At 40.8% G+C, this 25,815-nt stretch carries 19 protein-coding genes and 2 pseudogenes (1 of these 21 running past the window's edge); 12 read left to right on the top strand and 9 right to left on the bottom strand.

What is annotated here, in order from left to right; all coding sequences use genetic code 11:
- The 3 genes and pseudogenes from Q0192_RS16765 to Q0192_RS16775 form a co-directional block, all read left to right on the top strand.
- A pseudogene (locus Q0192_RS16765) lies at window positions 1-2,076 on the top strand (VCBS repeat-containing protein) (it extends 1,509 nt beyond the left edge of the window).
- Window positions 2,077-2,167: 91 nt separating this feature from the next.
- A complete protein-coding gene (locus tag Q0192_RS16770) occupies window positions 2,168-3,733 on the top strand; it encodes a VCBS repeat-containing protein (protein ID WP_299291272.1) in 1,566 nt (521 codons plus the stop codon).
- A 47-nt stretch (window positions 3,734-3,780) separates the two neighbouring features.
- A complete protein-coding gene (locus Q0192_RS16775; RefSeq protein ID WP_299291274.1) occupies window positions 3,781-5,343 on the top strand; it encodes a VCBS repeat-containing protein in 1,563 nt (520 codons plus the stop codon).
- Window positions 5,344-5,411: 68 nt separating this feature from the next.
- Here the strand turns inward: Q0192_RS16775 and Q0192_RS16780 are convergent, their stop codons facing one another.
- The 7 genes from Q0192_RS16780 to Q0192_RS16810 form a co-directional block, all read right to left on the bottom strand.
- On the bottom strand, window positions 5,412-6,563 hold the full coding sequence (locus tag Q0192_RS16780) for an MFS transporter (RefSeq protein ID WP_299291276.1): 1,152 nt from the start codon (window positions 6,561-6,563) through the stop codon (window positions 5,412-5,414).
- Window positions 6,564-6,662: 99 nt separating this feature from the next.
- Complete coding sequence (locus tag Q0192_RS16785) at window positions 6,663-10,004, bottom strand: glycosyltransferase (protein WP_299291278.1); 3,342 nt, start codon at window positions 10,002-10,004, stop codon at window positions 6,663-6,665.
- Window positions 10,005-10,455: 451 nt separating this feature from the next.
- Window positions 10,456-11,646 carry a hypothetical protein gene (locus tag Q0192_RS16790; RefSeq protein WP_299291279.1) on the bottom strand — a complete coding sequence of 397 codons (1,191 nt, stop codon included), beginning with the start codon at window positions 11,644-11,646 and terminating at the stop codon, window positions 10,456-10,458.
- Between the two features lie 12 nt (window positions 11,647-11,658).
- Window positions 11,659-12,492: a GMP synthase gene (locus Q0192_RS16795; protein WP_299291281.1), complete on the bottom strand. Its 834-nt coding sequence runs from the start codon at window positions 12,490-12,492 to the stop codon at window positions 11,659-11,661.
- Between the two features lie 13 nt (window positions 12,493-12,505).
- Entirely contained in the window at window positions 12,506-13,603 is a 1,098-nt protein-coding gene (locus Q0192_RS16800; RefSeq protein WP_299291283.1) for a carboxylate-amine ligase, read from the bottom strand.
- A 70-nt stretch (window positions 13,604-13,673) separates the two neighbouring features.
- Complete coding sequence (locus tag Q0192_RS16805; protein WP_299291285.1) at window positions 13,674-14,714, bottom strand: hypothetical protein; 1,041 nt, start codon at window positions 14,712-14,714, stop codon at window positions 13,674-13,676.
- A gap of 21 nt (window positions 14,715-14,735) precedes the next feature.
- A complete protein-coding gene (locus Q0192_RS16810) occupies window positions 14,736-15,440 on the bottom strand; it encodes an alpha/beta fold hydrolase (protein WP_299291287.1) in 705 nt (234 codons plus the stop codon).
- A 125-nt stretch (window positions 15,441-15,565) separates the two neighbouring features.
- On the opposite strand from Q0192_RS16810, the gene Q0192_RS16815 reads away from it, so the two are divergent.
- The 4 genes from Q0192_RS16815 (at window position 15,566) to typA (ending at window position 19,016) form a co-directional block, all read left to right on the top strand.
- The gene (locus tag Q0192_RS16815) at window positions 15,566-16,381 is read left to right on the top strand and encodes an alpha/beta hydrolase-fold protein (protein WP_299291289.1); all 816 of its coding nucleotides are present in this window, start codon (window positions 15,566-15,568) and stop codon (window positions 16,379-16,381) included.
- Window positions 16,382-16,405: 24 nt separating this feature from the next.
- The gene (locus Q0192_RS16820) at window positions 16,406-16,723 is read left to right on the top strand and encodes a DUF2281 domain-containing protein (RefSeq protein WP_299291291.1); all 318 of its coding nucleotides are present in this window, start codon (window positions 16,406-16,408) and stop codon (window positions 16,721-16,723) included.
- Window positions 16,724-16,725: 2 nt separating this feature from the next.
- Entirely contained in the window at window positions 16,726-17,109 is a 384-nt protein-coding gene (locus tag Q0192_RS16825) for a type II toxin-antitoxin system VapC family toxin (RefSeq protein WP_299291293.1), read from the top strand.
- 95 nt (window positions 17,110-17,204) lie between these two features.
- Complete coding sequence (typA, locus tag Q0192_RS16830; protein ID WP_299291295.1) at window positions 17,205-19,016, top strand: translational GTPase TypA; 1,812 nt, start codon at window positions 17,205-17,207, stop codon at window positions 19,014-19,016.
- Between the two features lie 110 nt (window positions 19,017-19,126).
- On the opposite strand, the gene Q0192_RS16835 is transcribed toward typA, so the two are convergent.
- Window positions 19,127-20,605 (bottom strand): polysaccharide biosynthesis C-terminal domain-containing protein, encoded by a 1,479-nt coding sequence (locus Q0192_RS16835; protein ID WP_299291297.1) that lies wholly within the window; start codon window positions 20,603-20,605, stop codon window positions 19,127-19,129.
- A gap of 63 nt (window positions 20,606-20,668) precedes the next feature.
- Between Q0192_RS16835 and Q0192_RS16840 the strand changes: the two genes are divergently transcribed.
- The 4 genes from Q0192_RS16840 to Q0192_RS16855 all read left to right on the top strand — a co-directional run bounded on the left by Q0192_RS16840 (window position 20,669) and on the right by Q0192_RS16855 (window position 24,253).
- Window positions 20,669-21,682, top strand: a complete 1,014-nt coding sequence (locus Q0192_RS16840) for a glycosyltransferase (protein ID WP_299291299.1) — start codon at window positions 20,669-20,671, stop codon at window positions 21,680-21,682.
- Window positions 21,679-22,428 carry a class I SAM-dependent methyltransferase gene (locus Q0192_RS16845; protein ID WP_299291301.1) on the top strand — a complete coding sequence of 250 codons (750 nt, stop codon included), beginning with the start codon at window positions 21,679-21,681 and terminating at the stop codon, window positions 22,426-22,428. The genes Q0192_RS16840 and Q0192_RS16845 overlap by 4 nt, the downstream gene beginning before the upstream one ends.
- A gap of 130 nt (window positions 22,429-22,558) precedes the next feature.
- Window positions 22,559-23,332: a class I SAM-dependent methyltransferase gene (locus Q0192_RS16850; protein ID WP_299291302.1), complete on the top strand. Its 774-nt coding sequence runs from the start codon at window positions 22,559-22,561 to the stop codon at window positions 23,330-23,332.
- Between the two features lie 21 nt (window positions 23,333-23,353).
- Window positions 23,354-24,253, top strand: coding sequence for a glycosyltransferase (locus Q0192_RS16855; RefSeq protein WP_299291304.1), 900 nt, complete (start codon window positions 23,354-23,356; stop codon window positions 24,251-24,253).
- 13 nt (window positions 24,254-24,266) lie between these two features.
- Here Q0192_RS16855 and Q0192_RS16860 read toward each other — a convergent pair whose 3' ends face one another.
- Window positions 24,267-25,019 (bottom strand): class I SAM-dependent methyltransferase, encoded by a 753-nt coding sequence (locus tag Q0192_RS16860; RefSeq protein ID WP_299291306.1) that lies wholly within the window; start codon window positions 25,017-25,019, stop codon window positions 24,267-24,269.
- Between the two features lie 267 nt (window positions 25,020-25,286).
- Here Q0192_RS16860 and Q0192_RS16865 point away from each other — a divergent pair.
- A pseudogene (locus Q0192_RS16865) lies at window positions 25,287-25,815 on the top strand (glycosyl transferase family 1); the annotation flags it as partial.

Below are 25,815 nucleotides of genomic sequence, written 5' to 3' on the forward strand. Positions count from 1 at the left end.
GCGCTGATCTATAAAAACACATCCCGGGACGATAAAAAAACTAATGCACATTTCCTGCAAATACAATTTAAAGGCGGCAACCAAAACATTAATGGCTTAGGTGCATTTGCAAATATTTATTACAACCACGGCCAGCAGCAGGTTTATGAAAATAATCCGTACCGCGGATATCTGTCAACCATTCAAAACATGGCACATTTTGGTTTGGGCAAAACCACGATGTTAGATTCTGTGGTGATCAGGTGGCCGAACGGCAAAAAGCAAACCTTGCGAAATGTAAAAGCCGACCAGGTGCTTAAAGTAAACCAGGCAAACGCCAGGGAGGATTATTCCTGGAACCATGCTGTTTTTAGCACTAATTCTTTGTTTAAAGAAATTACCCATTCGGCAGGCATCCGTTACAAACATCAGGAAAACGATTTTATAGATTTCAACGTCCAGAAACTATTGCCGCACAAACTTTCAGAATACACGCCAGGTTTGGCCGTTGGCGATGTGGACGGCAACGGTTTGGACGATATTATTATTGGCGGAAATGGGCAACACCAAGCCCAACTGTTTCTGCAGCAAAGCACCGGAAAATTTGTACAGCGACAATTTTTACCCGGTAAAAACAGTATCGGCGATTATTCCAAGGACGAAGGTTTGCTGCTTTTTGATGCCAACGGAGACGGGAAACTGGACTTGTATATGGCAAGCGGCGGTTATCAAAATGCGCCCAATAACCTCAATTACCAGGACAAATTGTATCTAAACGACGGAAAGGGAAATTTTACTTTGGCACAAAATGCTTTGCCTCAAAACTTCACCAGCAAGCTTTGTGTCCGCGCAATGGATTACAACAAAGACGGCAAATTAGATTTGTTTGTTTCCGGCCGTGTTGACCCCTGGAACTACCCAAAACCGGTCTCGAGTTTTATCTTCAGGAACGACAGCAAAAACGGTCAGGTAAAATTTACTGATGTAACCAAAAAAGTTGCGCCAGCTTTGCAAAACATCGGTTTGGTTTGCGATGCTTTGTTTACAGACTATAATAACGACGGTTGGCCGGATTTGGTGATGGCGGGAGAATGGATGCCGGTAACGTTCCTCAAAAATGAAAAAGGCGTTTTTAAAAATGAAACAGCTTCCACTAACTTAAATGATAAATTGGGTTGGTGGAACACGATTGTTGCTGGAGATTTCAGGCATACCGGCCGGATGGATTACATCGTGGGCAATGTTGGTTTGAATACTTTGTACCAGGCAAGCGACCAATATCCGGTTTACATCACGGCAAAAGATTTCGATAAAAACGGCAGTTATGCCGCCATTCCTTCCTTGTTTTTGCCCGACCAGAACGGTGAGAAAAAGGAATTTCCGGCACAAATCAGGGACGATCTTTTGAAACAGATGATCAGCCTGAAAAAGAAGTTTACCAACTATAAATCTTTTGCAACGGCTACGATGGACGATATTTTATCGCCTGAACAAAGGCAGGGCGCATTAAGGTTAAAGGCCAACATGCTGCAATCTGTTTATTTGAGGAATGACGGCAACGGGAAGTTCACCATAATTCCATTGCCAAAAGAAGCACAAGTATCCGCTTTAAATGGAATGGTGGTTGATGATTTTGATGGCGATGGAAACTTGGATGTGGTGATCAACGGCAATGATTACGGGACCGAAGTTTCGACCGGAAGGTATGATGCTTTGAATGGCTTAATGTTGAAAGGCGATGGCAAAGGAAACTTCAAACCTTTATCCATATTGCAAAGCGGCATCTACATTCCCGGCAACGGAAAAGCAATGGTAAAACTACAAAGCAGCAACGGGAAATATTTATTGGCTGCCAGCCAAAATAAAGATGATTTGAAATTGTTTGAATTGAACCGCGGCACAGGCAATATTAAATTGGAACCATTGGATGTAAGCGGTATCATTACTTATAAAAACGGTAAAGTTGAGAAGCAGGAGTTTTATTACGGTTCTTCTTTTCTATCGCAATCGGGCAGGTTTTTAATTACAGATAAAACTATGCTGAACGTGAAAATCACAAACAACAATGGCAAAACCCGTACAATCAATATCAATTAAGCAAAATATAAATTGCTTAGTTGGATCATGAAAAATGCAAGGTAAAAGAAGCAGCGGCACAAAAATAAATTTACAAGTATTTAATTTAACAATGAAAGTTAAAAGGGTTTTTGTTTATATATTTTATCTCAGTACAATCATAACAATTACAGCTTTAAGTACAATTTTAAACGGATGCAACAATAATACGGCACGCTCAAGTTCTTATCAATTGACTGGCGATGATGTTGTAGATGGTAAAAATTTGGTTCAATTACATTGTACCGGTTGCCATAGTTTGGTTCCGATAAATACATTGACCAAAGATGTTTGGATCAACCATATTTTGCCGGATATGTCATCCAAACTTGGGATTTACAATTATGTAGGCAACCAATATTACCTCAAAGATTCGAGCAATGTTATCTCTTTAAATGAATGGTCTAAAATTGTAACTTATTACGAGAAACTGGCGCCAACAGAATTTTCCGCAGCAAAACCTCCGGAAGCTTTACAAAAAGGCTGGTCAATTTTCTCCTTAAAAAAACCGGCCGAAAGTACAGCAACAGCATTTACAACCCTGGTTGCCGTTGATCCTTTTAGCAATACAATTTATACAAGCGATTTGCAAGTTAGGAAGCTGATGGCCTGGGACAAAAACTTAAAATCAAAAGCAATTGCCAATTTGCAAACAACTGCCGTTGCTGCCGATTTCATTAATAACAACCATGCAACACAAGGTATATTTACAAGTATCGGTGCGTTGGAAGATGCAGATGTTTTTTTGGGAAAAGTAACAACCTTTAATTTAGGTGAAAAAAAAGATACGCTAAAAGAAGCATTGGTTGCATCAGGTTTGGCACGGCCGGTAAATACGGTATATGCAGATTTTAACAAAGATGGCCTGACAGATTTTGTGGTAAGTTGTGATGGCGGCCAAAATTCTGGTGGCTTGTATTTGCTTACACAAACATCAAACCATCAATATAAACGATCCAAGTTAAAGGTTGCACCGGGCGCAATCCAAGCCACAATTGGAGATTTTAACAATGATGGCTGGCCGGATTTGATGGCATTATTTGGCAAAAGTGATGAAGGCATTTGGCTAATGTTGAACAACAAAAAAGGCGGTTTTAGTTCGAAAAACTTGTTGCGTTTTCCGGCGGTTTATGGTTCGAGCAGTTTCCAAGTTGTTGATTTTAACAAAGATGGCCAGTTGGATATCGTTTACACTTGCGGCAACAATTTTGGCAATTCCAGGATATTGAAACCATATCATGGCGTTTACATATTTTTAAACCAAGGCAACTTTAAGTTTAAGCAGAGTTACTTTTATCCAATAAACGGCTGCACCAAAGCCATTGCCGCCGATTTTAACCAGGACGGAAAATTGGATATCGCCACCATTGCTTTTTTTGCTGATTTAAAAAATAACCCGGCCGAAGGTTTTATTTATTTTGAACAAGACAAGCCGTTGCATTTCATCCCTCATGCTCTTCCAATTAATACTTATGGAAGGTGGAAAACGATGGATACCATTAACCATAACGGAAAGTTGGATTTGATTTTGGGCAACTATGCAAGTGGTTTTAAAATACAAGATATTCCTACTACTTGGAACAAAAATTTACCTTTTATTTTGTTGGAAAATAAATCTTCCAAACCCAATAACTTATAAAAACACATTCAGGGCTGATGCTTCTTTTACCCGGTAAAAATTAGAGTATGCGAAATTTAAAAAGCAATAAAGTATTTTTTTGCTCGGTATTAATGCTGTTTATTGGGCTAACCTGCTTTTACAGTTGTCGGCAAAAACCACTTTCTCCGCAAGAACGGTTGGCAAACGATATTGCCGATGGCGGTATATTGGCAAAAAAATATTGTTCCAATTGCCACCAGTTTCCCGAACCTGCTTTAATGAACAAAGCCATTTGGGAAACTGGGATTTTGCCTGCAATGGCTTTAAAATTAGGTTTGGAACAATACATGGGCCAAACGTATGCGGTCAGCAAATCGGCTATTTCTACTTCCGATTGGCAAAAGATTGTAACTTATTACAAAAGCCAAGCCCCGACTAAATTAACTTTTCCAAAACCTGTGGCCCAAATTTTTAATGATTGGGCAGGTTTCAGTTTAAAGCAACCTAAAAATAGTGATGTAAAAAAAGTATCGTTAACCACTTTGGTAAGTTTTAACCCCAACGATCAAAAAATTTATTCTGCCGATGCTTACAACAATTTGTACCGTTGGAACGAAAACTTAAAGCCGGAACTGGTGGCCCAACTGCCTGCCCCAGCAACCAACGTTTTGTATGACAAAACCAATGAGGGAAAAAACCAGGCCATTATTACCAGCATCGGCACATTGCCGCCGCGCGATGTTTTAAACGGACAGGTTTTACAACTCAACCTCGATCAACAAAAAACCGCTGCAAAACCTGTTGTTTTTGCAGATAGTTTGCCGCGCCCTGTCCAAACCATCGCTGCCGATTTTAACAAAGATGGTTTAATGGATTATGCCGTTTGTGGTTTTGGGCACGATCAGGGCGGCTTATACTGGCTTAAACAATTGCCAGGAAAGCATTTTAAAACGCTGCCCATCCGCCTAATTCCCGGAAGTACGCAAATGGCAACCGGCGATTTTAACAATGATGGGTGGCCGGATTTAATTTGTCTTTTTGCCCAGGCGGACGAAGGTATCTGGTTGTTTTTGAACGATCGCAAAGGCGGTTTTACTGCAAAAAACGTCCTTCATTTTCCGCCAATCTATGGTTCGAGCAGTTTTCAGTTGGTAGATTTTAACCATGATGGAAAACCGGATATTTTATACACCGCCGGAGACAACAGCGATTATTCTACCGTTTTAAAACCTTATCACGGCGTTTATATTTTTTTAAACACCGGCAACTTCAACTTTAAAAAACAGTTTTTTTATCACATTGATGGCTGTACCAAAGCTGTTGCGGCGGATTTTAAACACAACGGAAAGTTGGACATTGCCGTGATTTCTTTTTTTGCTGATTTTAAAAACGACCCGACCGAAGGTTTTGAATATTTGGAGCAAACCCAGCCTTTACAGTTTGTTCCGCATAAAGTGCCGGTTGAGCATTACGGCCGATGGTTGACGATGGATGTTTCGGATTATAACCACGATGGTTTCCCGGATGTGGTTTTGGGGAATTTTTCGATGGGCGGCCAGTTGATCAACCAAAAAAATTTTAAACCGAATTGGGACATGCACGAACCTTTAGTGGTTTTGGAAAATATGGGCAGTAAAAAAAGCAAGTGAAGCGGGTTTAACTTATCTGAAAACCAATGCTTCTTTTACCACCTAAAAATTGTTAAAGTTTTCCTGGTTTAAATTTTCGCTTTGGTAGATACAACCGCTACGCAAACGCCCATTGCCGCAATCAGCGTAAAAGAAGCACGCAAACTAAAGGCTCCGGCAATAAAACCGATCATTGGCGGGCCAACCAAAAACCCAACGAAACCGATGGTAGAAACTGCGGCCAAAGCCACACCGGGCGACATGGTACCTGATTTCCCAGCCGCACTATAAACCAACGGCACAACTGAAGAAACACCTGCGCCTACCAATAAAAACCCGCCAATGGCCGGGATCAACTGCGGAAACAGGACGGCAACCATCAATCCTGATGCGGTTAAAGTGCCACTTAACTGCAAAGTTCGTTTTAACCCAAAACGTCCGGCAAACCAATCGGCCACAAAACGCCCGCCTGCCATGGTGCTCATAAAAGCGGTATAACCGGCTGCCATCCAGGCATTTTCGGCGTGGATCACTTTTTTAAAATACACCACGCTCCAGTCAAACATCGCGCCTTCGCAAAGCATCGAGCAAAAAGCAACGGCACCTAATTTCATCAGCGAAGCATCGGGCATTACAGAAACCGGCCCACTTTGTACGGTCTCGGCATCGTTTTGCAGGTAACGCGCGCCTAAAAAAACACCGACCAGCACGACTGAAAAAATAATGCTGAAATGGATGGAAGGGTCAATTCCCTGTCCGATCATCAGCGTGCCGATTGCTGCGCCTGCAAATCCGGCCAAACTCCACAAACCGTGGAAGGAAGCCATAATGGGTTTCGCGTACAGCTTTTCGGTAGCAACCGCTTGTGTGTTTACCGAAATATTCATGGCATTGCTGGTAAACCCAAAGCAAAAAAGCACGGCAATCAACTGGAAAGTAGTTTGTGAAAACCCTAAACCGGCCAACGCGGCTGCATACAAAGGCAAAGCAAAAAGCAGCAGTTTCCGGCTGCCGATGCGGGTAATAATCCAGCCGGAAAATGGCAGCGAAAGCATCAAACCAACCGGCAGCGTAAATAAAATGCCGCCCAATTGCGTGTCTGACAAACCTAATTTTTGCTGGATACCGGCAATGCGCGACGCCCAACTGGCAAAAGTTAGACCGGCCAAAAAAAACATAGCGCCCACCGTGGCACGCAATATTTTTTTGGAGGTTTGGGGAGATGCTATAGCTTGGACCACAATGGCAACAAAGGTATCCTAATTTTTATAGGGTAAAAGAAGTATTGTTGGAAAAGCAAAAGCGACATCTACACTAAATTTATGCCGGTAAAAGAAGCATCACACTTTCACTTCCTGCACGGTTACCGTTCCGGTGCGTTTGAGGTTCCCCCAACCGTGCAGTTCTCCTTTTAAGGCTTTCCGAACGGATTTGAAAAGAACGTAATACATCAGTTGCCGCCACATAAAACGTTGCGGAATGATGTAGATGAGTTTCCGGTAATCTTCTTTCTCCATCTTGAAAGCCAACACACCGACAAATAAATCAACCAACACAAAAACGAGGTAATAAACCAGCATTTTGCCAGGGTCGCCGGCAAACAAACTGGCAATCATCATTAAATCTGCCAGCGGCGAAAAAAGCGGCAAAATGATTTGGAAGATCAAAATATTTGGCATTCCCACTAAACCAAAATAACGGTATTTCGGATTGAGCAATGCTTTACGGTGTTTCCAGAAACTTTGCATCACGCCAAAACTCCAGCGGAAACGTTGTTTTACCAGCATTTCTATCGTTTCCGGCGCTTCGGTATACGCAATCGCTTCACCACAATTTCGGATGATGTAGCCTTGTTTTAAAATCCGCATCGTTAAATCGCAATCTTCGGCCAACGTATCGGATGTAAAACCGCCCACTTCTTCAATCGCTTCTTTCCGAAATGCACCAATTGCGCCAGGCACAACCGTAATGCTGTTGAGCAAATCAAAAGCCCGGCGGTCCATATTTTGGGCGGTGATGTATTCGATGGATTGCCAGCGGGTAATCAGGTTCACTTCGTTTCCAACTTTTACCGTTCCGGCAACGGCCCCAATTTCTGCATCGGTAAAATAAGTCATCAAATGATAAACCGCATCTGTTTGCAATTGCGTATCGGCATCAATACAAACCACAAAATCATAAGTGCTTCTTTTAATGCCATAATTTAAGGCTGTTGCCTTGCCGCCATTTGGTTTGGTAAAAATCTTCACCTGCGGATGGTTGCTGTAAGCGTTGGTAACCATTTCGAGCGTGCGGTCTTTTGAGCCATCGTTTACAAAAATAATCTCGAAAACAGGATAATCAGTTTTCAGTAAACTGTTGATGGTTTGCAGCACGGTTACTTCTTCGTTATAACCCGGAACAATAATGCTGACCGGCGGCAAATCTTTAGCTACAATCTTTTTATCGGTTTTTTTATGAATGCTAAATTGGCGCAAAGCCAAAACGCCAACCAAAACAATGCGGCCTAAAGCCAGAAATATGGCGATCAGAAATACGTAAAACAGCAGCCACTTACCGTAAAAATAACTGAGGATGAAGAACCTGTACATTTGACCGACAAAAGAACTGGTTGCATCATCATGGATAACGGGCATTAGGTCGTTTTTAGATTTCCCAATCAAATCGGCAATGGTGGTGAACTGGTAACCTTGCGATTTGAAATAATGGATGATGCGCGGCAATGCTTTCACGGTTTCCTGCCGGGTATCGCCGCCGGCATCGTGCAGCAAAATGATAGAGCCTTTTTCGTGCAAAGCAATGGTGCGGGCAACAATGGTATCGGCAGTAACGCCGGGCTGCCAATCGTTTGGGTCAATGGATTCGCCGATATTAATGTAATTCTCTTTACGGCTTTGTTCAACCGGGATCACTTCGGCAATAGTTTGCGGTTCGGCATCGGCATTAAAAGGCGGACGGAATAAAATCGTGCTTCGGCCGGTTACAGCTTCGATCAGGCGGCGTGTGGCATTCAATTCTAAAGTAACCCGTTTTAGGCTAACGGCAGAAATATCGGGGTGAAGATACGTATGGTTGCCGATTTCGTAACCGGCATCAAACTCCTGGCGCAACAGCGGGATACTTTGCTCGGCCATGCTGCCAACCACAAAAAAAGAAGCCGGAACATTTTCGCGTTTTAAAATATCCAGGATTTGCGGCGTGTAAACAGGGTCGGGGCCGTCATCAAAAGTGAGCACGATTTTTTTTGGCGCATAACCATAACGGCGTATCACATATTTGGTAGGCAGTTTGATGTAGTTTTGATCCAGAATGGTAAACGTTTTCGGATCAAAATTTAAAGTTAACTGGCCGATGGTAGGCGTAGAAACCAAATCTAAAACTTCACCGTCGCCGGTATAATCAATCCGGTTGTTTAAGCCAACGCGGGTTAATCTGGATGTATCAATGCCTGTTTTGCGCAAAGAATCTGTGGAAAGGTTTTTAGCAAAATACGACCAGATACGAGGATCTTCGGAACCTAAACGCCATAAAGCCACACCGCCGGTTGCCCAATCATCTGCCATCCGGATGATGTTAAAATCTGTTGCGGCATCGGTAAAATAAACGCTGTGCCTGATCTGGTTTTGATCGGTATAATCAAAATTTAGATTGGCCGATTGTTTATTAAAATTGATTTTGCTGTGATGTTCTTGCGCCAAACTGATGGCCTCTTGATAAGTAAGCGGCATACCGGCACTGTTTTCCGGCCAATCATAACCTAAAGCGGCAACCGTTAAAATTACTTTACCGCTTGGGACTTCGGTACAAACCTGGTCTAAAATATTTTCGACTTCGTGTTGATCAGCTACATCGCTGTTGGTCAGGCCATCGTTAAAAGCCATCACAATCAAAAAGTCGTTGTACTGTTGCAGCAGTTTGAGGTTATAATTATCGTCCGAAGGCACAACCTGCTGCATCACCAAAAAATGTTTGGCGTGCAAGGTTTGGTAAAGCTCTTTCTCGAAAAGGACGAAATTTTTACTGTTTCGGTCAGCGATATCTTCAAAATGAATATCAACACCTTGTAAGTTGTACTTATTTAAATTGCTGATAATATTGCCGATAAACGAAGCACGCCGCTTTTTGCTCTTTACAATATTGCCAATCGTTTTGGCGTCCCAATTACCGTTGACCAGGTTTTCAACGATGCCAATCACCGGCTTTTTGTTTTTTTGAACCAGCTTGGCCAGTTCCGGTTCCAGCTTTCCTTTTAAAGAATCTGTGCCGGCAACGATGGTAAAAGATTCGCTGATGACCATATCCAATTTGTTGATATGATCGGTTAGGGAAGTGAAAGACTGCGGATCCCAGGGCCAGAAAAAACCAACGTTCAGCCGGTTTTTGTTGTTGGGATGCTTAAGCTGGTGCAAATGCCGGTTGCGAGCCAGTTCGCGGATTTGGCCAACATCCAACTTGATTTCTTTAAATTTCTTTGATTTTTTAACGCGCTCTAATTCTTTCTGACTTAATTTTTTAGGGATATCAATTAAGTTGGGCAGCGAAGGATATTGTTGAGAAGAAATGGCAACCACAGCCGCAACCGCGCCGATCACTAAAAATAAGATGATGGCACGGCTCAACCATTTTAACCGGTTCCATCTTCCGGGAGAATCTGTTTGAAAAATTTGCTTATCGGACGACATCAATACAATTAGGTACAGCTAAAAATTGTAAAAGCCTGTTTTAAACTTTGTTTGGATATTACTGATGCTTCTTTTACCACCTAAAATTCATTGTCTTTTTGGTGGTTTTTGTACTGGCAATATCCGATACAGAATTTATGGGCATAAAAGAAGCATCGGCATTTTTTGGTAAAAATTTAAACAAACCCAGCGTGAAGTTTAGAGAAAAAACAGCGATAAAGATTTAACAGCCGAATTTTTCAACAGGAATGTTCGAAAAATCAACGCCGCATTTGCAATTGCTGCCACAGCTTTTTTTGGTTGTTACGCTGTTGTAAATTAAACGGGCAACATAAAATACAGCAGCCAAAAAAATAAGGATTACTACAACAAGTTGAAAGTTCATATCTACCGGAAAAACAATACTTCTTTTATCAACGTAAAATTGGTGTACTTAGTGCAGCACAAGTTTCTACCCAAAAAACGAAACGGTGCCGCCAACCCAATCAAAATCCTGGTTATAACGCACGCCGATCATTTTTCCGCGGCTTAAACGCGTCAGGTTGATGGCCAGCGTTGGTTTTACGTCTTCTTCGGGCCAAAGATACAAAATTCTGACCTCGCATTTTACGCCGCCGTCTGGTGCCTGTACAATGGGTTCATATTTTACTTTTTGCTGAAGGATCCAGTTCTCCGGATCAGTAATTGCCTTGATGTCTGCTTCTTTTACATCAATAATTACGCCCTGGCCGGCAAAAGAAAATAAGGGTTTTAAAACATAATTTTCGAGATCGGTTGGGATAGAAGGCAGTTCGTTTAAAAACCAGGTTTGCGGGATAAATTTACCTTGTAAAAAAGGCATCGTAAATTTGCTGATGCGGTAAAACCATTCCGGGTGCGTAATCCATTCCACATCCAAATCTTGGCGGATATCAACTACTTTGTCAAAAATCTTTGGATCGGTATCAATCTCATCAAAAATCAAGCGGTTGTAAATTCTTTTGATGTAGGTTTTTTGACCGCCGGAAATATAATATAACTTTTTGCCTTCCTGCTTTAAATCTTCCAAAGCAACGATGGGAATGCCGATGAGTTTTTGGGTGATAAAAAAATCAACAAACGTTTTTTGGTGATGAGCATCAACATCCATCAAAACCACTTCTTCGGGTTTGTTTGGGCCGATAATTGTTCTTTTTAGCAATTCAATATAAGATTCCTTGTTTAATCCTGAAAAGTAAATGCTTAAATCTTTCGGGAAGTCGAACGAATTTTGATAGCAATCGGCCAAAAAACTTTGGAAGCCGAACAACGAAGGAAAACCTTGCAGTTCAATCAGTTTCGGAACGATTTCACCTTGTTCATCTTTACAAACGGCAAAATCTAAAGCAATAAAATGTGGGTGTTTGGTTTCGTTAGCCACTTTCCATTTTGTGGGAATGGCGCGGTCTGTCAGTTCTTTAAAATTTGGTGCAAGCAATGTTTTTAAGATGTCATCTCCGGCCTTTATCAACTTTTCTTTAAAATCTTGCGGAAAAAATACGGGCGTTTCTGCCACGCGGAAAGCAATTTCCTCTTTTAAATCCTGCTGCAAACAGTTTAAAAATTGCTGATACTTTTCTTTCGAAAACTGCCCGTTAAAAGCTTTCCGCAGGGAAGGGACCATGAGATTTATTTTTTATTCCTGAAAAGTTAAAATGGCCTGATCTAAAAAGTTCGGAATCAATGTGTTTTGCGTCAACAGCAACATATCCGGATCGTCTGACCGTTCCAGCATTTCGTTGTATTTACGCTCGCCGTGTTCAGCAATCACTTCTTCTTTTTTGTCTGGTTCCAGCAAACGCAAACGCATGCCTTCCGGATCGGCTTCCGGGTGAAATTGTGTTCCGAAGAAATATTCGCTGAAACGGATGGACATCAGGCAACGCTCGTATTCTACGTTTGGCCGTTCTTTTTCAATCGCCAAAAGTGTTGCGCCCAATTCTTCAAACCGTTGTTGGTTTGGTTGGATAACTTGCCAAGAGCGGGAATCAACCGCATAAAAAGGATCGGGCAAACCGGCAAAAACAGGATCGTGCGCGCCGGCTTCGGTTTGATGGACCGGCAAAATACCAAAAGACGGCGAATGCCTTTGGTTGACCAAGCCTAAACCAAAATGCCTGCACATCAACTGGAAAGAATGGCAAACAAACAAAGCATGCTTTTTCTGCGGATGGCCGGAATTGTTGTGCTGCTGAATTTGATCAATTAAATTAAAATAACTTTTTTCCCATACAGAACCTTCGCTTTCCAAAGGATTTCCCGGGCCGCCGCTGAAAATGTAAATATCAAAATCAATCCCGGGAACTTCGTTTTTTCCGCGGATATCAAACACCTGATAAGTTAAATCAAGCTGATGTTGGTTTCGGTATTTAACCAATATATCCTGAAAGCAGCGCATACCCTGGTTGGGGTACCCGTCGTACAAATCAAGGATTGCTGCTTTTACCGATGTTTTTTCTGTACCTGTCATGCTTCTTTTACGCCTAAATTCCTACCAATGTTTGTGAAGTGATGTAATCCACCACGTCTTCAAAACTGTTCCGCTGCTGATATATTGCCAATTGCCGGTCGGCCCCGGTGCCGTTTTCTAAAATTTTATGCACGTATTGCAAATCTTCGCGGCAACCTAATTCGTCCACTACATCGTCCACAAAATCCAGTAGTTCTAAAATTAAGGAACGCGTGTTTACTTCTATTTCTTTGCCAAAATCAATCAACTTGCCATCAATACCGTAACGGGCAGCGCGCCATTTATTTTCGTTGATCAAAGCACGTGTATAAGTAATAAACTTCATGTTTTGCTGCCGAAGTTTGTACAGCTTGGCACACAAAGCCTGGAAAAGTGCCGTAAAAGCCATCGTTTCATCTACCAGCATCGGGCAATCGCAAATGCGAAACTCGATGGTTTCAAAGAAAGGGTGCACACGGATGTCCCACCAAATCTTTTTGGCATTGTCAATGCAATTGGTTTTGACCAGCATTTTGATGTAATTATCATACTCTTCAATGCTGTTGAAGTAATCCGGGATGCCTGTTCTCGGAAATTTATCAAAAACTTTGGTGCGATAAGATTTGTAACCCGTATTACGGCCCACCCAAAAAGGCGAATTGGTAGAAAGTGCATAAACATGCGGCAAAAAATAGCGGACTTGGTTGGCAATATGGATGGCCAATTCGCGGGATTGGATACCGACATGCACGTGTAAACCAAAAATCAAATTGGAGCGCGCGGCCTGTTGCAATTCGTTTACAATTTCGTTGTAGCGCGGATGCTCGGTAATGAGTTGGTCCTGCCAGTGGGAAAACGGGTGCGTGCCGGCGGCACCGATTCTTAAACCCAAATCTCCGGCCAATTGTGCAACAGTAAGGCGAAGCTTGGAAACTTCTTTGCGTGCTTCTTCAGTATTGTTGCAAATGTGCGTTCCAACTTCAACCACGGCCTGGTGCATTTCTGCTTTTACCTGGTCTTCGTGAATTTTTTGCGCGCCCTCTACAATTTTTTGATCATGCGAAATCAATTCCCGGCTAACCGGGTCAATCACCATAAATTCTTCTTCAACACCTAACGTGAACTTGTTCATCGCGCTCCTTTCTTTTTAAAAAATGAAATCGGTCAATGCTTCTTTTATGCCTATTTTTTTAGGCTGATGATTATTCTACCGGTTTTTCCTGCTCTACAAGTTTGGCCTTTGGTGCTGCTTTGGTTTTTGCTGCGGCTGGTTTAACTGGTGGCAAACCAACCAAAGGCGAACCCATGGCAGATGATTTTACATATTCGCCCCAGGTTAAATTATCCTGACCGGGTTTTTGCTTTTTGGCGCGTTCTATGGCGTAAGTTGCAGCGGTTTCTACTACCCATTCAAAATTTTCGGCACCAACACTGTTGATGTCTGCATCGGGGGCCGGGTTACAAAAATCTATGGCGTAAGGAATGCCATCGCGAACGGCAAACTCAACCGTGTTGAAATCGTAGCCCAAATACTGGTTCAGTAAGATTACATATTTTTTGATGGTATCCAGCAATTTCTTGTCTGTAGTAGCACCTTCAATTACATAACGTTCGTGGAAAGGGTTGCGCGGTTCGTACTGCATAATCTTCACGTATTTGCCGCCGATGCAATAACAACGGAAATATTCAGTGAACACAATTTCTTCCTGCAACATCATCACGTACTGCTTGGTGCCGTTGTATTTATTAAAAAAATCTTCGGAGCTGTGCATTTTGTAAACCTCTTTCCAACCGCCGCCGTCAAACGGTTTCATATAAGCCGGAAAGCCGACGTATTTAAAAATGGCCGGCCAGTTAAGCGGATAAGATAAGTTGCGGAAAGATTCTTCGCTCGTATCATCAGGATGCTCTTTCGAGGGCAGTAAAACTGTTTTCGGAACCGGAACGCCGATTTTTAAAGCCAGTGCGTTGTTAAAAAACTTTTCGTCAGCACTCCACCAAAACGGGTTGTTGATAACAGCCGTTCCGCAAATAGCCGCGTTTTTTAACATTGAGCGATAGAAGGGAACGTCCTGCGAAATACGGTCAACAATTACCGCATAATCCAATGCTTCGCCCTGAAAAACCTTGTCTACCTTTACAAATTCGGCCGTAATATCTTTTTCGTTTTTACTGTTGATGCGGTCAACAAAAGCCTGCGGAAAACTATTTTCCTTGCCAAATAAAATGCCTATTTTTTTCATCGGGAATCGGATTAAATGAATTTATAAGGTTGATAAATAATGCGGAAACATTTGTTTCCAAACCGGCCAGTCATGCACAGCATTTGGCCTGACGTCTAACCAATGGTTAATATTTTTTTTGCTTAAAATGTTTGACAAAGTATAGTTGGCATCCAAACAAATATCCCAATCGGAAGTACCAAGGATAATGTTTAGGTTCCACAAGTCCGGCTGGTTGTCTCCCGGCAAATAATCAACCGGATTGTTGAAGTAAATATCGTCGTTGTAAAAGCCATCGGTTTGCGTGCGGATATCAAAAGCGCCGCTCATAGAAAACAAATGGCTTACTTTTTCGGGATGTTTAAAGGCGAAATTTGCGGCGTGGTAACCGCCAAAACTGCAGCCTGCCATTACGGCTTTGTTTACACCGGTTTCCAGCGTAACCCAAGGCACCAGTTCTTCGTTTAGCATCTTATCGTACCAAATGTAGTTTTTGGCGCGGTCAGCCGGATAGACTCCTTTATTATACCAGCTCAACCAGTCAAGCGAATCAGGGCAATAAATTTTAACCAAACCTTCATTTACAAACCAGGAAACGGCATCAATCAGCCCAAAATCTTTATTCTCATAAAACCTTCCGTTAGAAGTTGGGAACAAAATTACAGGCCGGCCACGGTTGCCATAAACTAACATATCCAATTCAAAACCCAAATTATGCGAATACCAGCGGATGTAATTTTCAATCATTGTTTATTAGTTTGATGCGTTGGAAAGATAGTTTCTTTGTCATTAAAATCAAAAAAAATGCTGGCTGGTACTGCTTTTGTTACGTACAAAACATTATTTCAAAAATTAACCGATAAAAACAGTACATGTATTATCCTATATTGAAGCAGGAGATGAGCGTTGCAGAAGAAGTTTTGGCCATCAAATCCGTTTTTTTAGAACGGGAAGTAACGGTTACACTTTTAATCCCTGAAGGGTTTGAAGAACTGGGCAAGACCAACCTTTTGCTGCTGAACGATGGCCAGGAGCTGGAAAACCTGCAACTTAAAACCGCTTTAGAAAAACTGCAATCTAACGGACAAATTTCGCCGGTACTTGTTGCTGCCATTCACGCTAATGAAGAACGGCAGCAGGAATATGGTGCCGCAGCCATTCCTGATTTTAAAGGCCGCGGAAGCAAAGCGGCAGCCTATACTTCTTTTATCGCCCAAGAATTAGTGCCGAAGTTGCAGGAATTTGTCGGGACGATTTCTTTCGACAAAGTTGCATATGCCGGTTTTTCTTTAGGCGGATTATCTGCCGTAGATATTGCCTGGAACAACCCGGAATTGTTTGATAAAGTGGGCGCTTTTTCCGGTTCGTTTTGGTGGCGGAGCAAGGATTTGAATGATGGTTACGACAGCGAGCAGGATCGTATCATGCACAAAATTATACGGCAAAAACAGCATCGGCCGGATTTAAAATTTTGGCTCCAGACCGGCACCAAAGACGAAGCAATGGACCGCAACGGCAATTTTATTATTGATTCCATTGACGATACCATTGACCTGATCAAAACACTGGAAAACAAAGGCTATAACCGGCCAGCCGATATTCAATATGTAGAGATTGTAAACGGAAAACACAACACCGAAACTTGGGCGGCTGCCATGCCTAAATTTTTGGTTTGGGCTTTTGGTTAAAATAAAAACTGTTAAATTAGTAAGATGAAAACGGGATTGATTGAAAAGCTGGAAAAGTTGCCTGATTCTTTGCAGAAAGAGGTGGAGGATTTTATGGATTTTTTGATTTATAAAGATCAACAAAAAGAAAAGGACAGTAATAGTTCATCTACAAATTCTTTAATCCGTAACTCAGGTTTTGGCAGTGGAAAAGGTATTTTCGGAAAAATGCCAGATGATTTTGATAAGCCTTTGGAAGAAAAACCTAAGTTAAAAAGAGAGTTTGGCGGTTTAAAAGGGCTTGTTACTTATATGGCTGATGATTTTGATGCTCCTTTAGAGGACTTTAAAGATTACATGTAACAATGCGGTATTTAATAGACACGCATGTGCTTATTTGGTATTTGGAAGGAAGCGATAAGTTACCTCAAAAGTTACGGGAAGAATTAGATAACGATCAAAATACGATTTTGATTAGTGTCGCTTCTTTTTGGGAATTAGCCATTAAAATTTCAGCAAAAAAGATTGAGCTTACTAAATCACTGCAAGAGGTTCAAGCTTATATTGTAGAAAGAGCATTTGTTTTCTTAAATATCTCTTTTGAACATCTTTATACTTTGTTGGATCTTCCGCATCACCACAAAGACCCTTTTGATCGTATGCTCATCGCCCAAAGCATCACAGAAAATATCGCCATTATTTCTGTTGACCAACAATTTAAACCTTATTCCGTTAACGTAATCTGGTAATTAAATTTCTGTTAATTCCTTGTTTATTATTACTATCTGTTGTTAATTCTTATATATTAACCTTATCTTTGCGGCAAATTTATTAAGGCATTTACATGCAGAAAATTAGAAACATTGCGATTATCGCACACGTTGACCACGGCAAAACTACGTTGGTTGACAAAATTTTGCACAGTTGTGCTGTTTTCCGGGACAACCAGGAAACCGGCGAACTGATTTTAGACAACAATGACTTGGAACGTGAACGTGGCATCACCATCGTTGCCAAAAACGTTTCTGTTAGATATAAAGATGTTAAAATCAACATTATTGATACGCCTGGCCACGCTGATTTTGGCGGCGAAGTAGAACGTGTTTTGAAAATGGCCGACGGCGTGCTGCTTTTAGTGGATGCTTTTGAAGGCGCTATGCCGCAAACCCGTTTTGTAACGCAAAAAGCTTTGGCTTTAGGTTTAAAACCAATTGTGGTTGTAAACAAAGTGGATAAAGAAAACTGCCGCCCTGAAGAAGTTTACGAACAGATTTTTGAGCTGTTCTATAACTTGGGCGCAACCGAAGACCAGTTGGATTTCCCTGTGATTTACGGTTCATCAAAACAAGGCTGGATGAGCACGGATTGGAAAAAACCAACAGAAGATATTTTCCCTTTGATGGATGCTATTTTGGCAAACATTCCACCGGCACCAATACAGGAAGGCACTTTGCAAATGCAAATCACTTCGCTGGATTATTCTTCCTTTGTTGGCCGTATTGCCATTGGCCGTGTTGCCCGTGGAACAGTTAAAGAAAACCAGCCGGTATCGTTGGTAAAACGCGACGGAACGATCCAAAAATCACGTATAAAAGAACTATATACTTTTGAAGGCCTGGGCAAACTGAAAGCTACCGAAGTAAGTTCTGGCGATATTTGTGCCGTTGTAGGTATTGAGGGTTTTGATATTGGCGATACCATAGCTGATTTTGACAAACCGGAAGCTTTAGAGGTCATCCACATTGACGAGCCGACCATGAACATGTTGTTCACCATCAACAACTCGCCGTTTTTTGGCAAAGAAGGGAAGTTTGTAACTTCCCGCCATTTGCGCGACCGTTTGTACAAAGAGATGGAGAAAAACCTGGCGCTTAAAGTTCTCGAAACCGAATCCCCTGATTCTTATTTGGTTTACGGCCGTGGCATTTTGCATTTGTCGGTTTTGATTGAAACGATGCGCCGCGAAGGCTACGAATTGCAGGTTGGCCAGCCACAAGTAATCATCAAAGAAATTGACGGCGAAAAATGTGAGCCGATTGAAACTTTAATTGTGGACGTTCCGGGCGACGTTGCCGGTAAAGTAATCGAACTGGTAACACAACGTAAAGGCGATTTGCTAATTATGGAACCAAAAGGTGATTTACAGCATTTGGAATTTGATATTCCGGCACGTGGTATCATTGGTTTGCGTAATAACGTCTTAACGGCTACAGGTGGCGAAGCCATTATGGCACACCGTTTTAAAGCTTACGAACCTTGGAAAGGCCATATTCCGGGCCGTTTAAATGGCGTTTTGGTTTCGATGGATACCGGTAAAACGACTGCTTTTGCGATTGATAAATTACAAGACCGCGGCCGTTTTCACATTGATCCGGGCGTAGAAGTTTATGAAGGACAGGTTTTAGGCGAACATATCCGCGACAACGATTTGGTAATCAACTTAACCAAAGGCAAGCAGTTAACCAACATGCGTGCTTCCGGAAGTGATACCAACGTGCGTATTGCACCAGCGATCAAGTTTTCTTTAGAAGAATCAATGGAATACATTCAGGCTGATGAATACATTGAAGTTACGCCGCAAAGTATCCGCTTGCGTAAAATCTTTTTGAACGAAGGCGAAAGAAGGAACAACGCTAAGAAATTTGTAAATCAGTAATTAAAAGTTAATTATATCGAAAGCCTTTAGTTAAAAACTAAAGGCTTTTTTTGTGGCAATATTTTGTAAAGATTGTAAAACCAAATGCTTCTTTTACCACCTGTTTTTCATTAACCTTTAAACTTCAATAAATACTTTTTTATAATAATTGTAATGTCATCAGAAAGGTTTAAATAGTAAACGGCAAGCACATAAATTATGGTGATAAAAAAAGTACGGGCAATCGTATCAAACATAAAATTATCCATTTTCGGAACAAGAAACAGCGATAAATAATAAACCAAAATGCCCAATAAAATACAAACTAAATTCTTATAATTAAAAGGCTGCATCTGATAAACAATCAGAATAAAAACAAACCTGAAAAGGTTAAAAACCAGCAATGTAATGGCCGAAGCGATGGCTGCGCCGGTAATTCCGTAAATCGGAATTAGCCATAAATTGGCTAAAACCGTAACGCCAACCAACAGCAAATTAAACAACGAATCGTATTTAAAGTATTTCGATGTTCCAAGTATTACACCATTAATTCCGGTTGCAGAATCTATCAAAAAACCAAGGCTTACAAAAAAGATCACGTATTTTCCACCTGCATAAGCCGGTGGAAGCACTTGAAAAATGTTATCAATATTTGCCCAAATAATAATGAAGATAAACAAAGTGCTAATGAGTTGATTAATACAGCTTTTCTCGTAAACACTACTAATGTTTTTTAGGTCGTTTGTTTTCCAAGATTCAGCAACAATCGTATAAGAAATACTATATAAAGACCGCGAAGGCAACGCAATTACCGTTGCAAAATAAAAAGCAATGGTGTAAATTCCGGTTTCGCCTAAACCATATTTTTTAAAGATAATGTATGAATCAATGTTCTGGATAATCAGCGGAGCGGAGCCGGTGATAATTGCAAAAAAGCAAATGTTAATTAGTTTTCTGGTGATAGTTTTATCCAAAAATTTAAAATCAGGTTTTAAGTGAAGCTGCTTGTTTTCGATCAATCTAATGATAATCAAAATGGTTGGAATCATATTCGCCAGCAACCACAAAACCATAAAAACCGGAAAACTGACGAGCTTGAAATAAATGAGCAATATCGAAACCAGGATGAAAATCCGTTTGGTAAATTCCTTTAAAATTAAACCCAACGTAATGTTGTACAACATCCGCGCGTACAAGTCAAACACGTTAAAAAACAGCGTAAAAAAAGTAAGCGGAATCAAATACCAATAATACTTTTCGAAAAGCGGCGATTTGTGTGATTTCTCGCTAATGATCTCATTTTTAAAAATGTAAGCCAGAACGGCAAACAAAATAATCCCAACAAAAGAAACCGCACAAGCCAAAAATAAGTAACCGTGATGCTTGTTTTTTTCGCTTCGGAAATAAGGAAAATAGCGTGCAGTTCCGTTAAAACCTAAAATCGAAAATTGGGCAAACATCAGCGAAAACGAACCTAATATTCCCGTCAACCCAACTTGTTCAATGGTTAACGCATGCGGCTGGATGATATTGACCGTGAGAAAACCAATCAACACACCCAAATACGAAAAAATAGTGCCTTTAATGGTTTGTCGGATAATAATGCCCATGCAATTTTAAAGTAGTTTTAACGGCTCAATTTTGTGCTATTAAAATGATATTTTTGAAATTTGATGGCAAAGATAAAATATAACGTGTGTGTGGTTACGGTTACTTATGGAAATCGTTGGGCTTTTTTAAAACAGGTCATCGCACAAACGTTGTCTTTTACGCAGGTTGCGCAAATTGTGGTGGTAAACAACGCATCAGATTATGATGTTGCAGAAAATGTGAAGGAATTTGATTCCCAAAAAATCATCGTTTTAAACAATGCTGAAAATTTAGGTTCTGCAGGTGGTTACAAGCAAGGCATAAATTATGCCGGTAAAAACAGTATCGCCGATTTTATCTGGTTGCTGGATGACGATAACGTGCCGGAAGCAAACGCGCTAACCAACCTGTTAAATACTTGGGACGAAATTGAAGGTGAAAATCATAAAAAAGCTTTGTTTTGCCTTCGGGAAGACCGCATTAACCATATCAAAATTGCACAAGGCGAAAATCCTTACCGTTATTATTTGGTGCCCAATAATTTTATGGGTTTCCATATTTTCAACATTTTAAACAATCAATATTATAAGTTGCGTGATAAGTTTGGTGGCCAAAAGCTGTTTAAAAAATACGTGCAATTGCCTTATGTTCCTTACGGTGGTTTGTTGCTGCATCAATCCATAATTGCCAAAATTGGATTGCCAAACGAAGCATTCTATTTGTATGTTGACGATTCTGAATATTCGTACCGTATCACCCAAAATAATGGTGCAATTTGGCTCGTTCCAAGTTGTAAAATTATTGATGTAGACCAGTCGCATGGTTTAAATTATCAAAATAAATTGTTCCATTCGCGTTTGCTGGACCAATGGAATTTCAGAACATATTATGCGGTAAAAAATAGAATGTATTTCTACTCGCGCGTTGCCGTAAAAAATAAATTGGTGTTCGGCATCAATAAATTTTTATATTTAATGTACTTAAAAACTGTTAGCTTGCTCAGTTCCAAAACCAAACAATACCAGCAATTTTTAACAGCCGTAAATGATGGTTTGGAAGGAAAATTAGGCAAAGCAAATCCGGAGAAATTTGAATGACTGAACTAAAAAGATACCACATGATACAAGCTTGTATTGATGTGATTGCAAAGCGAAAAAAAGTAAATTATTTTGAAGTTGGCGTGCAAACCGGCTTTTGTTTTTTCAAAATTAAAGCTGATTGTAAAGTTGCCATTGATCCACATTTTCTAATCAAAACAACCAAAAAAATAAAAGCATATCTTAGAAATCCGTCCAACTTTAACAACCGGTTTTTTGAATTGACGAGCGACGATTTTTTCATTCAGCAAAAAGAATACATTAAAAAAATTGGCGGTATTGATGTGATTTTTATTGATGGTTTGCATTTGTACGAACAGGTTGCAACAGACATCAACAATGCGTTGCAGTATTTAAACGAAGGCGGCGTGATTTTGATCCACGATTGTAACCCGCTTTCCGAAGCTGCTGCCATTCGTGCCTATTCTTCGGAAGAAGCGGCACAGGCAAACCACCCGGAGTGGGCAAATCAATGGAACGGTGATGTTTGGAAAGCAATTGTGAAGTTCCGCTCCGAAAGAAAAGATTTGGAAATCAAAGTTTTTAATTGCGATCACGGCATCGGAATGGTGCGGCCGGGAAAAACGGAAAACTCGTTGGATTATTCGAAAGAACAGGTTGAAAGTTTAACTTACCAGGATTTAAAAGCCAAGCGTGAGCAACTTTTAAATTTAAAAAGCCCGGAAACGTTTTCCGATTTTATTCAGAATTTTGAAAAGAATTTAAAGCAGGAAGTTTTGGTTTAAGTTGAATTTTATTCTAATTTTTTTGATGCTTCTTTTAGCACATAAAAAACATTATTTGTAAATGCTGTTAAGGTTACAGGCACCAATTTTATGCCGGTAAAAGAAGCATGTATTTTAATTAAAAACCTGAATGCCTGAAACGATTTCACGCGGAAATATCATCACCGCCTACGATAACTTCTACCAAAACCACGACGAAGCCTGGCGCATGCTTGGCGCAAAATATAAGGCGCAAAACATTGTGGACGTTTGTAAAGGCAGGCAATTTTTAAAAGTGCTGGAAGTTGGCGCAGGCGATGGCAGCATTTTGTATTATTTGGACCAATGGAATTTTGCGCCGGAATTACATGCAATTGAAATTTCTGAAAGCGGTGTGGAACATATCAAAAGCCGGAATTTAAAAAGTGTAAAATCGGTACAAGTTTTTGATGGTTATCACATTCCTTTTGAAGACCAAACTTTTGACTTGGTGATTTTGGCCCACGTTTTAGAACATGTAGAATTTGAACGAATGTTGTTGCGGGAACTGAAAAGGGTTTCCAAGTTTCAGGTGATCGAAGTGCCGCGCGACTATCGTTTTGGTGTGGATAAACGCATCAAACACTTTTTGGCTTACGGCCATTTAAATGTTTACACACCAAGTTCGCTGCGTTATTTGTTGCGATCGGAAGGGTTTGAGGTTTTGGCCGATAAAACTTCCATGATTGCGCCCGAAGTAACACGCTTTAATAATTTTACCAATCAAAAGAAGCATCAAAGTTTTTTTGCTAACTTTAAAATTACGGCCGAGTATCAGCTTAAACAAGTTTTAAACCGGCTGATGGGCAAAAAAGCACAAGAGAAATTTGCCAATGCTTATACCGTTTTGTGTAGCGCAACAGATAAAACTCCGAAGATTTTCTAATTTTTATACGATAAAAACAGCATGCAGAGCCTGGCCCCAATTGCCCTTTTTGTGTACAATCGCCCTGACCATACACGGCGGACGATCAGTTATTTGCAAAAGAATTTATTGGCAGAAGATTCGCGTTTGTTTATTTTTTCTGATGGCGCAAAAACAGAAACCGACCAGGCAAAAGTAAACGAAGTACGGGCGTTGATTAAACAAACCGATGGTTTTAAAACAGTAAAAATTTTGGAAAGCGCAGAAAATCAGGGTTTGGCAAATGCGATTATTGCCGGCGTGAGCCAGTTGGTACAAGAATATGGCAAAGTAATTGTGTTTGAAGATGATTTACTTTCTTCGCCTTTTACCTTGCGTTATTTTAATGATGCCTTACAGCGTTACTTAAACCAGGAAAAAGTGATGCACATCGGTGCTTACATGTACCCGCTTTTAGAAAAAAACCTGCCGCAAACTTTTTTTTACCGCGCGGCAACCAGTTGGGGCTGGGCAACCTGGAACCGGGCCTGGAAAAATTTTAACCCGGATATTAACGAGTTGATCGGCCAGTTTAGCAAGCCGCAAATTAAAGCTTTTTCTATTGATGGCACAATGAACTTTTGGAAGCAGATGAAGGAACTTAAATCGGGCAAAAACAATTCCTGGGCCATTCGCTGGTATGCTTCTGTTTTTTTAGCTGGCGGATTGACGCTAAACCCTTCCAAATCCTTAATCCATAATATTGGGCATGATGGCAGCGGTGTGCATTCCAACAAAGAAGATATTTACCAAGTGCATGTGGCAAGGCAACCCGTTCAGTTTTTTCCTTTAGAATTAAGCGAAAACGAAGACGCTTACAAAGCCATCAAATATTTTTTGCGCAACCGAAAAGGAAATTTGCTGCAACGTATGAAGCGTTTTATCACAAAAAAACTATCGTAAAAGAAGTATGGGCTTAAGCTGATTTCTTAGCAGTAAGCACAATATAAGGCGAAAGCAGTTTGGTTTCGGCAGGAACAATCCGCGTAAATATTTTGCCGGCAAGCCAGATTGTTTTGGTCAGGATTTTGGCTACTGCAGATTTGGTTTGCTTGTTTTCCAGCCAAACCGAAAATTTGCCGTAATGGCTCAACTCCACGTCCTGCAAATTTAATTCGCGGCAAACTTGCGCCAGCAAATCCAATTGCATACTTTTTGTATTGTGTTTGCTGTAATTCTCCGGGTCAAATTTTCGCTGCACCCAGCCATTCACACCCAAAAAATTAGGCAACGTAATAAATAAGGTTCCGCCGGGTTTTAAAAAAGCCAAATGCTTTTTGATGATGTCTTTCGTATCTTCAAAATGCTCAATCAATCCGCAGGAAAGCACCAAATCGTACTGTTTTAACGCTTTGTATTTAAACAAATCGCCTTCGATTACACCAATGATTTTTTCACTTAAATTATTGGCCGCCAGTACATCAACCAAAATTCCGGTGTGTACGTAATAATCAAAAAGCGTGGTTTCGAGTTTTAAATATTTGTTGAGGTAAATGGCATAATAACCCGGAAAGCCGCCCAGCTCGATCGCTGTTTTTAACTTGTTTTTTTTAACAAGTTTTTTTAGGATCTGATGAAAAGTATAATCAGGTTTAATGGCAACGGCGAGGTCTTTCTTCGATTCCCAATACTTTTTCCAGAAAATCCGATCGGTGAGTTGGTTGCTCATTTTGTTGCAAAGTAAAGAAAAAATCAATATTGGAAGAAGTAGGGAAGACCAAAAGTTTGAAGAAGTCCGAAAGTTTGGATGCATGGTTTACTTCCGCCTTCCCAGCTTTTTACAATGCTTCTTTTACCACATAAAAATAGGTGTAAATTTTTAGTTTGAAAGGCCAGAAGCCTAAAGAAATATATAAGTGTTTGATGCAAGTTTTAAGTCCGGCCTTCCTGGCTTCCGGACTTTCTGTCTTCCCGACTCTTTTAGTAATTTTGGCCAATGCTGAAAGTTGTCCATTTAAATACTTATGACGGAAACGGAGGTGCGGGCCGCGCTTGTTTACGTTTGAATTTGGCGTTAAATGCAACTGATGAAGTGAATTCAGAAATTGTGGTTTTCTATAAATTCAGCCAAAATCCTGCTGTAAAAACTTTCACCAATACGTTGCTAAAACGCGGTTATGCCGCAGCTACCATTGTTGCCGAGCGGTTGCTGGCCAAGCGTTATCTAAAACCGGTTAAAGTTCCATTTTCGTTTACGTGGTTTGGTTATTCTGTGGTCCATCATCCGGCGGTTTTGGCTGCCGATATTATCCATTTACATTGGGTCAACCATAGTTTTCTCACCCCAAAGCATTTGGCCGAACTGGCAAAACTAAACAAACCCATTGTATGGACTTTCCACGACAGCAACGCTTTTACCGGCGGCTGCCATGTGCGTTATACGTGTAATCATTTTGAAAACGAGTGCGGCAATTGTCCGGTTTTGGTTGATGCAAACTCGAACGATCAATCGCACAAAATCTGGA

Origin of the sequence: uncultured Mucilaginibacter sp. (assembly GCF_937859865.1) — a bacterium.
Taxonomy (GTDB): domain Bacteria; phylum Bacteroidota; class Bacteroidia; order Sphingobacteriales; family Sphingobacteriaceae; genus Mucilaginibacter_A.

Bases quoted from the DNA above. Each gene is read 5' to 3' on its own strand.
- Q0192_RS16770 (WP_299291272.1), top strand. From the start codon at position 2,168: ATGAAAGTTAAAAGGGTTTTTGTTTATATATTTTATCTCAGTACAATC.
- Q0192_RS16775 (WP_299291274.1), top strand. From the start codon at position 3,781: ATGCGAAATTTAAAAAGCAATAAAGTATTTTTTTGCTCGGTATTAATG.
- Q0192_RS16785 (WP_299291278.1), bottom strand. From the start codon at position 10,004: ATGTCGTCCGATAAGCAAATTTTTCAAACAGATTCTCCCGGAAGATGG.
- Q0192_RS16790 (WP_299291279.1), bottom strand. From the start codon at position 11,646: ATGGTCCCTTCCCTGCGGAAAGCTTTTAACGGGCAGTTTTCGAAAGAA.
- Q0192_RS16795 (WP_299291281.1), bottom strand. From the start codon at position 12,492: ATGACAGGTACAGAAAAAACATCGGTAAAAGCAGCAATCCTTGATTTG.
- Q0192_RS16800 (WP_299291283.1), bottom strand. From the start codon at position 13,603: ATGAACAAGTTCACGTTAGGTGTTGAAGAAGAATTTATGGTGATTGAC.
- Q0192_RS16805 (WP_299291285.1), bottom strand. From the start codon at position 14,714: ATGAAAAAAATAGGCATTTTATTTGGCAAGGAAAATAGTTTTCCGCAG.
- Q0192_RS16810 (WP_299291287.1), bottom strand. From the start codon at position 15,440: ATGATTGAAAATTACATCCGCTGGTATTCGCATAATTTGGGTTTTGAA.
- Q0192_RS16815 (WP_299291289.1), top strand. From the start codon at position 15,566: ATGTATTATCCTATATTGAAGCAGGAGATGAGCGTTGCAGAAGAAGTT.
- Q0192_RS16820 (WP_299291291.1), top strand. From the start codon at position 16,406: ATGAAAACGGGATTGATTGAAAAGCTGGAAAAGTTGCCTGATTCTTTG.
- Q0192_RS16825 (WP_299291293.1), top strand. From the start codon at position 16,726: ATGCGGTATTTAATAGACACGCATGTGCTTATTTGGTATTTGGAAGGA.
- typA (WP_299291295.1), top strand. From the start codon at position 17,205: ATGCAGAAAATTAGAAACATTGCGATTATCGCACACGTTGACCACGGC.
- Q0192_RS16835 (WP_299291297.1), bottom strand. From the start codon at position 20,605: ATGGGCATTATTATCCGACAAACCATTAAAGGCACTATTTTTTCGTAT.
- Q0192_RS16840 (WP_299291299.1), top strand. From the start codon at position 20,669: ATGGCAAAGATAAAATATAACGTGTGTGTGGTTACGGTTACTTATGGA.
- Q0192_RS16845 (WP_299291301.1), top strand. From the start codon at position 21,679: ATGACTGAACTAAAAAGATACCACATGATACAAGCTTGTATTGATGTG.
- Q0192_RS16850 (WP_299291302.1), top strand. From the start codon at position 22,559: ATGCCTGAAACGATTTCACGCGGAAATATCATCACCGCCTACGATAAC.
- Q0192_RS16855 (WP_299291304.1), top strand. From the start codon at position 23,354: ATGCAGAGCCTGGCCCCAATTGCCCTTTTTGTGTACAATCGCCCTGAC.
- Q0192_RS16860 (WP_299291306.1), bottom strand. From the start codon at position 25,019: ATGAGCAACCAACTCACCGATCGGATTTTCTGGAAAAAGTATTGGGAA.